This is a genomic window from Nonomuraea sp. NPDC049421, from assembly GCF_040677005.1.
GTDB lineage: Bacteria > Actinomycetota > Actinomycetes > Streptosporangiales > Streptosporangiaceae > Nonomuraea > Nonomuraea salmonea.
On the sequence record NZ_JBFAQA010000066.1, the window covers coordinates 1 to 10,186 of the forward strand.

Below are 10,186 nucleotides of genomic sequence, written 5' to 3' on the forward strand. Positions count from 1 at the left end.
TTGTTTTGTTGTGTTTTTCTTTGGTGTGTTCTTCGGTTCTCATTATTGTGTGATAACTCCCCCGGCCGCCAGTCGGCCGGGCGCGGCAGCACCAGCGGGCTGACCTCATGGAAAACCTGCCGGCGCGTGCTCTCCCTGCGCGGCAGAGGGCACGCGGGGTTATCGGAGGCAGCCCTAGCAGGGATGTCCTGAAGATCCTGCTAGGGCTGGCCAGGTGGGTTTTCAGGATTCAGACTCGGGTCATGATGGGCCGTGGGAGGGTTGCGGCTGGGCCTGAGGTTTGGGTCGCGCGCCCGGAGATGATCTCGGCCTGGAACGTGTTCGCGTTCTTGGCCGAGCATCGGCGGAGGCGGTTTCCGCCGGAGACCTTCGCGGATCGGCGGGTTCACCTAGCTCATCGCGGGGCTGACCGGTTCTGCGGTCAGGTCATCAGGCCGCTGCTCCAGGCCCAGGCAGCGATCCCTACCCGGTTGGCGGCGCCCACCTTGCGCTGGATGTGCGCGATGTGCGTTTTGACAGTGCCTGAACTGATCGTGAGGTCAGCAGCGATGCGGGCGTTGGTGTGTCCCCGCGCCACCAGGCGGGCGATCTCCAACTCCCGCGCAGTGAGCGGATCCTCCAGCGGGGTCGAGGGCCGGTGAGTCAGGCTGCGCAACAGGCGCACCGTCACTTGAGGGCTGATCAAGGTGTCGCCCGCCATCGCCGCGCGGACCGCCTCCACCAGCAGGGTGGGGCCTGAGCGTTTGAGCAGGAAGCCGCAGGCTCCCTCGCGCAGCGCGGTGTGGACGTACTCGTCCAGGTCGAAGGTGGTGACGATGATCACCCGAGTCTCGGAGGCGAGCTGCCTGGTGACCTCCAGCCCGTCCAAGCCCGGCATGCGCACATCGGCGAGCAGCACATCGGGGCGCAGGAGGCGGGCCAACTCGACGGCCCGCGCACCGTCGGCGGCCGCGCCAACCACGGTCATGTCCGGTTGTGCGTCCAGTATCAGCCGGAACCCGATCCGCACGTCCTCCTGATCGTCGGCGATGAGGATCCGCGTAGTCATCAAAGGCCCATCACGTTCGTCCTCCTCAGGTGTCATGATGCGCCAGAGCCGCGCACGAGCCGCCATGCGGGGATCGTCGCGGTGACCTGCCAGCCACGCCTGTGCGGGCCCGCCGCCAGCGTTCCACCGCATGCCGCCAGCAAGTGGGCCAGACCCGCGAGCCCGGACCCGCCGATCCTGGGGCTCTGCGAGCTACCGCCGCCGTCGTCCTCCACCCGCACGCGCAGGACATCCCCTTCTGTACAGATCTCCACCTCCACGGTGGTGGCGCGCGGCGCATGCCGCCGCACGTTGTTCAGCGCCTCGGTCGCCACACGGTAGGCCAGCGACGAGGCTTCCTGCCTTGGCTTCATGCCGGGCTCGATGGTCAGCTTCACCCGTACGTCGGGCGAGAACGCGTCAGCCAGTCGTTCCAGCCCCTCGATCCCCGGCCCGGGCTCGTTCAGCGCGTGCACGGCACGGTCAAGTGAGGCCAGCGCGCGCTGCCCGGCGTCCTCAATACGTCGCAACGCGTCGGCAACCGGGGCCGGCAGCGCGCCCGCGACCGCCTGGGCGGCCTGCGCCTGCACCAGCATGCCGTTGACGTCGTGGGCGACGAAGTCGTGCAGGTCTCGGGCGAGCCCCAGCCGCTGTGCCCGGGTAGCCTCTTCCACCGAGCGCCGCCGATTGTCGTCCAGCCTGCGCAGGTAGAGCCCGAGTCCCACAGCCGCCATGGCGCCGAGCGCCCATCCCGCGCACGCACCGAACACCAGTTCCGGCGGCCCTTGCCACACGGCGCGCAGCAGGATGAGTGTTACCGCCGCGCCGCTCAACCCCGCTGAAAGGGTCGCCTGCCGCCTGGGGGAGCGCCGGATGGTGACGGCGGTCAGACCTAGCAGTGCCGATACCTCGGTCGCCAACCACAGAGCGTTGTGGTTCACCGTTCCGGTCAGCGGATGCGCCAGCGTGCCGATCAGCGAGGCTGCCCCGGCGGCCCCTGCAACCCAGGCAACGCGGAGCGGACGCGGTACGGTGGCGCGGGATCGACATCGCGACCCGTGCCCGTACCGGTCCTCCGCTAGACGTTCTGGCTGCACGATCGAGAGCCTAACCACGTCCGACTTCACGCTCTACCTCCAGGTGCCCCCGCGCCCACACGCATGGCAGGGACCGCGGCGGCGGACGTAGTACGCCAGGGTGGCGGCGGCCAGCGCGGCCCCCCACAGCGGCCACACCAGCGACGGCGCCCAGATCGCCCACATGTCCCAGTCATCGAGCACTCCGTGCACGGTGTGCAGCCGCCAGAAGGAAAGCCCGCCCGAGAACACGATCACGGACACGATCGACGCCGGCACGACAGCCAGCATCGGCGGCACCGGCTTGCCCGCCTTGAACCAAATCCACCGCGGGTAGACCTCACCCCAGCGTTGGATGAGCCCGAGCGTGAGGATCGCACCTCCCAGGCCCATCACACTGAGGAACAGTCCGCCCCAACGCAGCCCCGACTCATCCAGCCACCGCCAGAACTCTTCGGTGACCCCCACGGGGATGCCCGCGGCCCAAGCGAAGCGGCTGGCGTCGTACAGCGCGGGGATGGAGGCGGCCACCGCCACCGCCCACGTCCCCCAGCGCCGGGCTGACTCGGGCGTGGCCCAGCGCGCCGGACCATGCTCGCCCCGCCCGCATCGGACGCATGCACTCGCCGTGCGCCGCTGGTACGCCAGGGCTGCCAGCGCCCACAACAGCCCGCCCACCAGGACGATGAACAGGTTGATCCGTGGCCACGGCACCAGCTCCGACATCGGCTGGCCGCCCGGCACCCCGGTGAAGGCGAACACGGCCAGCAGCGGCGTATATGCCACCAGCATCAGAACCCGATTGTCAGTGACCACCACGGTCAGCGTGACCGCCGCCAGCCAGGCGAACCCGAGCAGCGCGGCCCGCGCCCGCCGTACCCCTCTCGCGATGGCCAGCCCGGCGACCGCCCCCAGCACGCCAAGCACCGCGATCAGCGGCGCCGCCGCCTCCCGGGTCGCCTCCCCGAGCACTGACAGGCCGGGCTCCCAGTCGGGATCGCTTCTGCCGAAGGGAAAGCCTCCGCCCCCAAGCGCCCAGAACAGCCCGAGCGCCCCGTAACCGAGCGACCAACCGGCCGCAGCGTACCCCGCCCAATGGGGCCATCGCGCCATGAAATTCTTCATGGCTCAAGCCTCGAACCTGCCCAACGCCGGACCTATCCGCCAAACGGCAGATTTTCCCCTGCCGTTGACGCCTCCACTCCGCGAAAGGACAGAGGCTGGTCACGACGGACGACCGCGAACGGGGAAGCTTCCTTCCGGCAGCGTGACCTACCAGCGCACCCGTGCCCTTGACCTGCCGGGACGTTCACGCTGCCCGGCCACACCACGGGGCGCCGTGCCGGGAGTCTCGAGTGCATTTTCGTGGACGGAGAACATGGTGTCCTGTACGCGGCCAGGTCTGGGAGGACGTGGAATCTGGCGGATGCACGCCGATTTCACCGGCAGGCCGACGCCGGTGGACAAAGTCTGCGTATACGGCACCCTGGGCGTTCACCACCCGGGGACCGAAGAATGCACTCTCGGAGCCGACGCCGGCTATGGCCGGCGGCCGTCAGCCGCCGACCGCGCCCATCCGGCGCGGTGAGAACCAGCGCCGCTACCGAAGTGTCGCGGTCGGCTGACGGGCTACCACTGTTGTGACACCGAGCACCACGGCCCAGACCACGATCGCATATACGGCCAGCCGTTCCATGCCGCCGAGCCCGAGTCCGAGGAACTGACCGCTGAGGAAGAGCGCCGTCGCCGCCACCCCGACCGCTCCGGTGAACAGGCTCCACACGCCTACGAAGTGGTGGTCCAACGTGCGCAGGCGCAGGCCGTACACGATCATGCCGACGTTGCCGCACACGAGGATCAGTAACGCACCTATCAGATGGAGCAGCATGTTCTCGTTCTCTGGTGCCAAGCCGACCAGAATCCAGCCGAGGCCGGCCAGCGCTACCATCACCCGTCCCGCGCGCCCGCCCCGCGCGCCCGAAGCGAGGAGCAGACCCGCGACCAGTAGCAGGCCGAGGACGAGAAAGGATCCGTTCATGAGCGCGTGCCGGGGTGAACAGGCGGTGGGTCCACACGCGGTGTTGCCCAAGTCGCTGAGGTAACCCTCCGAGACCGGGTACGGCGCCACCCACTCAGCTTGCACAACGAGGTCCACCACAAACACCTGCAGGCACGACAGCCAGGCGACCCCGGCTGTCACAGACCGGTACATCCCACTCGATGTCCGGCCGTCCCAGAATCCACGCGTCCGGGCGGACGGCTTCTCATCGGCCATCACACCTCCCTGAGGTCCCATGTCCTTGTCCTACAGCGATCCTTCCGTCCCGGGAGGTGCTGCGGTATCTGCCGAACGACTGATTATGTGGGCAGGCCTCCCGACTCGTTGATCGGGCCGGGGGCCACGTCCTCGAAGCGATGTAAAAGGCTCGACGAGGTAGGTGCCGTGGATCTTGGGCGGCCTCGGTGACGAGTGCCAAGGCTGGGTCGTTGATCGGGTGGAGCTGTCTGGGCGGGTGGCATAGGGCCCGGCCGAGGTCTAGCAGGGTGCGCAGGCCCCTGCTGGTCATGGTGAAGCCGCACCAGCCGCGGGCGGCGCGGTCGAGGACGGCCCACACGAGTGAGACGCAGCTGGTTGCGCCGGGAAAGCGGCCGATGACCTTGACGCGGCGGCGGGTCTCGCCGAAGGTGCGCTACCAACTGCTCGCCGGGCGCGATGTCGTCGCCCAGCTCGGTGAGATCGAAGATGTTCCACAAGGCAACCTTCACCTCGGCCTGGTCGCCGGTGCTGACCTCCGCCAGCACATTACGGGCGCGATGCACGAGACACCTTTGGGCAGAGGTCGGGACAAGACGCGCTCGGCGGCGCTGATCAGCCCGGGCGCCCCGTCGGACGATCAGCAGCGGCGGGCGCAGGCCCCAGGCGGCCAGGATCGGCTCCGCCCGCTGCCCGCCCGTGCATCTTGAAGTGAGATGCCTCCAGGAGCAGGTAGTCCAGCTCGATGGTGGACACGTCGCGCCGGCACCGGCGTACTCGGCGACGATGGCCTGGCAGATGGTCGGGACCATGGCCTTGGACAGGGCTGCCTCGGGGGCCGAGCCGAACAGGCGGGAGACGAGCCTCTCAGTGGTGCCGCGCAATGTCGGGCGGGCGAGGTGATCGGTCCGCTGGTGGCCTTCTGGGTGTCATCGGGAGCCCGGCCTCGGGCGGCTGCGCCTCTACCAGGCTCAACTCCACGGCCTGGTGGCCACCGGCCGCGACGACCCCTTGTGGTGGGCCCTACGCCGGCCGTTCTGGCAGCTCAGCTAACACGTCCCCCGGGAAGCGACCGTCAGGATCGCCACCCTGATCGCGGCCAAGGGCGGCCGGCTGCGCGACATCACCCGTCCGAGTGCCTCTTCTCCGGCAACACCAGAGGGAAGTCACCATCGAGCACATGATCGACCAATACCAGCTGTCCCACCGCCGATGCGGAACCTGCTGGTTGACTATCTGCGCGAACGGCAGCCTTCCACTGACTACACCTTGCTCCGAGCCCTGGCCTTCGCCCTGGGCAAGTGTTCTGAAGGACCTGGAGATCCACCAGGAGAGAACACACCAGCCGCAAGTCCGCATGGACCAGCGCACCCGAGATCCGGTTCGACGACAACGGAGGACCGATAGCAGAAAGGATGATGACAGTCCGGTGTAAGGACGACCTGGGAAGATGCATTCGTCCGGTCGTAGAAGACACGGCGGTTGAGGTGGCGCCATTTTCTGACCACGTCGACCACGCCTGATTCAATTGCACAAGCGAATCGTTAGCCGGCGTTGTCTCCCGCCTTCTCGGGTGGACATGTATCGGTGTGGCGGAGGCATGTGTGAAGAGAGGAAGGTGCTCCATACTCCTAGCTCTTGCTGCCGGGATTGCCTGAGGGCAGTAGGTCGGCGCGGAATCGTCGTCCGACGATTCCACCACCATCGATCAGTCCACGGCGAGTCATCGTTCGACCACCGCGATACAGCCGACCGAAGACGCTTTCGATCAGGGGCGTTTGTGGGGATGTGGTCGCCGCGCACAACGCTCGGCGATCCCGGTCATCGCGGTACGAACCAAAGACTTCGCCGGCGTATGGGTGTACGCCGGATGGGAAACTCCTCCGGCATGGCCGGACACCTTACATTCCTAAGCTCTGCCAACGACCACGGCCACCGTGTCCGGGTGGGCGCGTCAGACCGCGGGTGCCGGCCTCGCGCCGATCCATATCATCCAGCACGAGGATCAGTACTCATACCGGCCCAGGTCTGCGCCGACCAGGCGAACAGCAGTTTCTTCAGGGATCGAAAAGGCGAGAGATCCTCCGATGAATGACACCGTGTGTGCCGCTGACGACATGCCCGGCAAGATCTGTAACGCCGCCGTGGAACACGTCGGCTCTGCCCCGATCAGGGACAGCACCTCCTTACCAAGAGTGGCGCAGACGGCCCTGCCTCGATTTCCCTTCTTCATCAACCCAAGCACCATTCAAGCCACGAACGTGCACGGTCCTCACTGGCGACCAAGCGGGCCCGCTCGAGCCGAGCAGGACTCGAGGGAACCGGTACGCCGAAGCAGAAAAAGCAGCGAAGGACGGACGGATAGAATGAGAAAGTACGCCGCAGCACTACTCACTGGTCTCGCGTTGATGACGGTAGGGGCACCTCCCGTGAGCGCGAAGACAGCCAATGCCTCGCCGGCCTCGCAGGTCTCCAGTGGCGTCGCCGAAGTCGCGGGCGTCAGATGGCGGAACGGCGGGACCGGGAAGTGCCTGAACATCCCCAGCGGCTCTACGGCGAACCTCGCCCCCGTAACACAATTCTCCTGCGGAACCTGGCCCGATCACTACTGGCTGCTGGTCGGGGGAAATCTGCCGGCGCCGTGGCTGCGTATGGTGAATCAAAATAGTCAAAAATGTCTGGCCGTGCCGGATGGATCCACGGAACGCGGCATTCAGCTCATCCAATTCGAGTGCGGAGACTGGGAAGACCATTACTGGCGTGTCGAATACCACGCCAAGGGCATCCAACTCATCAATCGTAAGAGCGGCTACTGCCTCGCGATCAGGGGCAACGATATTTCGGACCACGCCGCCGCGATTCAATGGCCCTGCGGTGATCACCCTGATCATTTTTGGAATGTCTTCTGATTTGCGGGTCCCGTACGGCCGTGAGCCTTGAGCCGCGAGCAGAAGGTTGACGGTCATCAGCACGGGGCGGGCCGGCAACCCGGTCCGCCCCCTGTGGGGACCGGGTTGTTCGCTTCGGCAGATACGCGATGACAGTGCAACAGGGATGAGAAACCCATGCATCATCAGACGGCCATCGGCGGTTCAGCGCGGATGGCGCTGCGGATGGCGCTACTTCACGCGGTTGCCGCCATGCTGGCGTACGCGGGCAGCGCGCAGGCCGCGGCGCCTGCGGCGCGGCCTGCGCTCTCGGCTCCGTCCCCGGCTCAGCCGATCGCCTTAATCGCCGGCCAAGGAGTCGGTGACCTCAACCAGACGCGTTCACGGTTCGGTGTGGACGCGACCGATCTGGGCGTCATGTGGCGGGACTCGCGCGGCCGGGTAGCGATGGCGTTCGGCGACACCTACGGGCAGGGGTGGGGTGGCAACGGCGCCGGCCCCGAGACCGCCGACTGGCGCTACAACACCCTGGCCCACTCCACTGACGACAACCTCGCCGACGGCTTGAGCATCGACTCCATGGTCATCGACCGGCCCGGGCATGCCGCGCAGATCCTTCCCGGCGACCCTGCGGTGCAGGAGGTGACCGTCATCCCCACCGCGGCCATAAGCGTCGGTTCCCGCGACTTCATCCATTACATGTCCGTCCGCTCCTGGGGGACCAACGGGACATGGATCACCAACTACTCGGGACTGGCCTACTCCGATGACGGGGGGCAGCGCTGGATCAAGGCGCCCGCCGTACGTTGGGCCAACCGTGACGGCGGCAGCCACTTCCAGATGGCAGCCGCCACCGAACAGGGCGATTTCGTCTACTTGTTCGGCACAGCCAACGGCAGATTCGGCGACGCCTACGTCGCGCGCGTCCCCGGCTCGCGACTCCTCGATCTGTCGGCCTACGAATACTGGACCGCCACAGGATGGCAGGCGGACGGCCTGGACAGGGCGATCCCGGTCATGGCGGAACCAGTGGGAGAGTTGTCGATCCTCTACAACACCGCCCTGCGGCGCTGGGTCGCGCTGCACCTGGACGAACGCAGAGCCGCGATCGTCATGCGCACCGCTATCGAGCCAACTGGGCCGTGGACGGGAGGTCAGCTGGTGGCCAAGTCAGCCGACCATCCCGGTCTGTACGGCGCGTTCCTGCACCCGGACAGCACCGGCGCGGAACTGTACTTCGCCATGTCACAGTGGGCGCCTTATCATGTCCGGTTGATGCGCCTGCGGCTGGCCGACCTCCCTTTGGACACCAACCTGGTCCAGGACGGCGGCTTCGAGGACCACCCCGCCAGTGCCAAGACGCCTACCTGGACCCTCAACGGCCGCGGCGGCACCGACTACGGCATCGGCAACGCCCATTCGGGGGCGAACAACGGCTGGGTGGGAAGCACCAGCGGCTGGAACGACCTCCACCAGCGAGTCGTCGTACAACCCGGCCGCCGGTATCGCCTCACCGGATGGATGCGCAGCTCCGCCGGCAACACCGGAGGCTACTTCGGGGTACGGCGACCGCCCAGCCAGGCCGTCATCGTGGAGCAGAAATTCGGCCCGCTTCCCACCTACACCCGTCTCAGCGTGGACATCCCTCCCGGCAACTTGACGGAACTCGAGGTGTTCGCCGGTGGATGGGCCGTAAACGGGCAGGACTTCTGGCTGCAAATCGATGACATAAGGTTGGAGGAGGTGTGAATCGCCCCGCTTCGGCGGATACCTGAACTAGGCCGTGTTTCGAAAGATCACGTGTGAGGCGTGTCGGTGATCGTTGAACGAAGAGGTCTCCGGTAGTTGGTTCAACGACCAAGAAGAACGAAATACCGGAGACCTCGTGGCCAGCGTAGTGGTGACGAGGCGGCATGACCTCACTGACGCGCAGTGGGCGGCGCTGGAGCCGCATCTGCCTGCCGCATCGGGCAAGGGGCGTCCGCCGAAGTGGAGCAGGCGGCAGTTGATCGACGGGATCCGGTGGCGGATCCGGACCGGGGCGCCGTGGCGGGACGTTCCTGCCTGCTACGGCCACTGGTTCAGCGTGTATGGCTTGTTCCGGCGCTGGCAGCGGGAGGGGGTCTGGGCGCGGATCCTGGCGGCGTTGCAGGCGTGTGCGGACGCCGCCGGGAAGATCGATTGGACGGTGAGCGTGGACTCCACGATCACCCGGGCTCACCAGCACGCGGCCGGAGCCCGCCGGGACGGCCACCTGCAGAAGGAGCCACCCGGCGGGGTGCACAGCGAGCCGGCCGATCACGCGCTGGGGCGCTCACGCGGCGGGCTGACCACCAAAACCCATCTGGCTTGCGAGCAGGGCCGCAAGCTGCTGGCTGCGGTGGTGACCGCCGGGCAGCGGGGCGACAGCCCGCAGTTCATCCCGGTGCTCGCCAAGATCCGGGTGGCCCGCCTCGGCGGTGGCCGTCCCAGGACCCGCCCGGATCGGGTCCTGGCCGACAAGGCCTACACCAGCAAGGCCAACCGGACTCATCTGCGCCGGCGTGGGATCAAGGCGTGCATTCCGAGCAAGGCCGACCAGGACGCTCACCGGCGAGCCAAGGGATCGAAGGGAGGTCGCCCGCCGTCCTTCGACCCCGCGTTCTATCGGCTGCGTCACGCTGTGGAGTGCGGCATCAACCTGCTCAAAGGCAACCGCGGCATGGCGACCCGTTACGACAAGCTCGCCGTACGCTACGAAGCCGTCGTCATCATCGCTGCGATCAACCAGTGGCTCAGTGCCTTATGAAACACGACCTAGATCGTTGATGTGAAATTCGCTGATCGTCTGCGGGCACAGCGAAGGGGTCCAAGATCGGTTTGTGAAGACTGAGCTGGACGCCCTTCTGACGGCACTCTATGTCTATCTGGACGATCATGTGATGCCTTCGCCGGCACAGCC

8 protein-coding genes are annotated in these 10,186 nt (G+C 66.9%); 3 read left to right on the forward strand and 5 right to left on the reverse strand.

The genetic code is table 11. The features are described 5' to 3' along the window. Nucleotides 1-421: 421 nt before the first annotated feature. The 5 genes from AB0K18_RS49995 to AB0K18_RS50015 form a co-directional block, all read right to left on the reverse strand. Nucleotides 422-1,048, reverse strand: coding sequence for a response regulator transcription factor (locus AB0K18_RS49995; RefSeq protein ID WP_364930203.1), 627 nt, complete (start codon nt 1,046-1,048; stop codon nt 422-424). 32 nt (nt 1,049-1,080) lie between these two features. Next, nucleotides 1,081-2,154 carry a histidine kinase gene (locus AB0K18_RS50000; RefSeq protein ID WP_364930185.1) on the reverse strand — a complete coding sequence of 358 codons (1,074 nt, stop codon included), beginning with the start codon at nt 2,152-2,154 and terminating at the stop codon, nt 1,081-1,083. 3 nt (nt 2,155-2,157) lie between these two features. Beyond that, a complete protein-coding gene (locus AB0K18_RS50005) occupies nt 2,158-3,216 on the reverse strand; it encodes a hypothetical protein (protein WP_364930188.1) in 1,059 nt (352 codons plus the stop codon). 487 nt (nt 3,217-3,703) lie between these two features. Continuing rightward, entirely contained in the window at nt 3,704-4,378 is a 675-nt protein-coding gene (locus AB0K18_RS50010; protein ID WP_364930191.1) for a DUF998 domain-containing protein, read from the reverse strand. Nucleotides 4,379-4,461: 83 nt separating this feature from the next. Further along, nucleotides 4,462-5,169, reverse strand: a complete 708-nt coding sequence (locus AB0K18_RS50015) for a transposase (protein WP_364930194.1) — start codon at nt 5,167-5,169, stop codon at nt 4,462-4,464. Between the two features lie 1,617 nt (nt 5,170-6,786). Between AB0K18_RS50015 and AB0K18_RS50020 the strand changes: the two genes are divergently transcribed. The 3 genes from AB0K18_RS50020 to AB0K18_RS50030 all read left to right on the forward strand — a co-directional run bounded on the left by AB0K18_RS50020 (nt 6,787) and on the right by AB0K18_RS50030 (nt 10,033). Next, nucleotides 6,787-7,266: an RICIN domain-containing protein gene (locus AB0K18_RS50020; RefSeq protein WP_364930197.1), complete on the forward strand. Its 480-nt coding sequence runs from the start codon at nt 6,787-6,789 to the stop codon at nt 7,264-7,266. Between the two features lie 156 nt (nt 7,267-7,422). Further along, complete coding sequence (locus AB0K18_RS50025) at nt 7,423-8,994, forward strand: DUF4185 domain-containing protein (protein WP_364930200.1); 1,572 nt, start codon at nt 7,423-7,425, stop codon at nt 8,992-8,994. 151 nt (nt 8,995-9,145) lie between these two features. Next, complete coding sequence (locus AB0K18_RS50030) at nt 9,146-10,033, forward strand: IS5 family transposase (RefSeq protein WP_364930205.1); 888 nt, start codon at nt 9,146-9,148, stop codon at nt 10,031-10,033. Nucleotides 10,034-10,186 lie beyond the last annotated feature (153 nt).